1 protein-coding gene and 2 pseudogenes are annotated in these 1,837 nt (G+C 56.1%); all 3 read left to right on the top strand.

Going from position 1 to position 1,837, the window contains the following annotated elements; translation table 11 throughout:
* Positions 1-194, top strand: a pseudogene (locus HF027_RS15540) (hypothetical protein); the annotation flags it as partial.
* Between the two features lie 335 nt (positions 195-529).
* Positions 530-925, top strand: a pseudogene (locus HF027_RS15375) (integrase core domain-containing protein); the annotation flags it as partial.
* A gap of 239 nt (positions 926-1,164) precedes the next feature.
* Positions 1,165-1,837, top strand: a 673-nt coding sequence (locus HF027_RS15370; protein WP_209316477.1) for a homocysteine S-methyltransferase family protein, incomplete at its 3' end; no start/stop codon positions are given.

Genomic DNA, 1,837 nt, shown 5'->3' with positions numbered 1-1,837 from the left:
TCGCCATCGACCGTGCCACGCGTTGGGTCTATCTGGAGGTCAGGCGCAGTCAGTCAGCGAAGGATGCGCGTGCGTTCATGAAGCAGGTGAAAGAGAAGGCCCCCTTCAAGATCCAGACGGTGCTCACAGACAACGGGCTACCTGCGGTTGAAGTGGCATCATGGACAAAAAGATCCCTGCCGATGTCAGCATAGCTCAGACATCAGCAAGGAAAATCATTTCGATCATGCTTGTCCCACGAGGTATACAAGGCCTCTCGAACCCGAGCGCCCGCCAAGGATGAGGCAAGATGCACCGGTATCCCTGCATGAGCCAGCCGGTAGGCAATACTGCCTGGTGAATCAGCGGAACCAGGGCAGCGCTGTTCAGCTGCGAGTGAGGCTCAGGACATTGCTTAAACTCGTGCACTTTCTGTCTTGACGGCGGGGTCCACTTCAATCGTCGGTCTCCTTGTGATGATGTGGGTCACACAAGAATCTTTAGGTCACGATGGCTGCCGCCCACCAGATTGTTCCGTAGGTACTACGGAAAATCCTTTACCGATCGCTTCACTCGGGCCGGTGAGCGTAAGCCCAGCGGCAACCATGCATTCGACCAGGAGTGCCAGGTCCATGGCATCGAGCATCGCCTGATCAAGCCGGGAAGGCCGCAGACGAATGGCATGGTTGAACGTTTCAATGGCCGCATCAGTGACGTGCTGGCGACTCGACGCTATACCTCAGGCGAGGATCTGGAGCAGACGCTGAAACGCTACATATGGTTGTACAATCACCACATCCCGCAGAAGGCGCTGCACCATCAGTCACCGATTGCGGTGATGAAAGAATGGCAGGCCAAGCGACCTGAGTTATTTACCAAGCGGGTGGTCAATCATGCGGGATCCGATAGCGTCGGTATTCCGGTGAATTCAAGGCGGATGCGGTGAGCCTGGTGACCGATCAGGGATATTCCATATCTGTGGTGGTCCGGCTTATGGAAGAAAAGCCAACTGATGCCGCCACTTTTTACGCGTTAAACACCTGGCAGCTATTCATTTTTCTGCTAGAGATTCGATTTTGAATGAATTTGATTCATCTGCTTGAAGGGGATTCTTCATTGGTGGTGGAGGCTAAGGTGCTGTCAAAATGCAGCCAACTGAAGCTAAACACCACCTAGGAGGCATTCATGCCACACGATCTGATTACCCAACGACTCGACCAGGGTCCCCTCATTTGCGCCGAGGGTTTTCTGTTCGAGCTTGAACGGCGCGGCTATCTCTCTGCCGGTGAGTTTGTGCCCGAAGTAGCGCTGCTGCGCCCGGACGCATTGGAAGCGCTACACCGCGATTTCCAGCATGCGGGGTCAGATATTGTTCAGGCCTTCACCTACAACGGCCACCGCGAAAAAATGAGGGTGATCGGCAAGGAAGATCTGCTGGAACCGCTGAACCGGGCTGCCCTGAAGATTGCGCGCAAGGTGGCCAATGAAAAGCCCGGTAACCTGATGGCCGGCAATATTTCCAACAGCAACGTCTGGGACCCTGAAGATCCGGCCTCCCAGGAGAGCGTACGCGCCATGTTCGATGAGATGGTGCAATGGGCCGTTGAGGAAGGCGCGGACTTCATCATCGCGGAAACCTTCTACTATGCCGGAGAAGCCGAAGCGGCCCTGGAAGCGATCAAGGCCAAAGGATTGCCTGCCGTCGTCACCCTGGCGCCGATGGCCGAGAATCGCATGATCGATGGCCCCGGCATCGTGGAGACCTGTGTCGCGCTTGAGCAGCAGGGAGCCAGCGTGGTCGGCCTGAATTGCTTCAGAGGACCGGACACCATGTTGCCCTGGATCCAGCAGGTCCGTG

The sequence above is a fragment of the Halomonas salinarum genome (assembly GCF_012062845.1).
In the GTDB taxonomy this organism is placed as follows: domain Bacteria; phylum Pseudomonadota; class Gammaproteobacteria; order Pseudomonadales; family Halomonadaceae; genus Onishia; species Onishia salinarum.
This window is presented reverse-complemented; position numbering and strand designations above follow the sequence as displayed.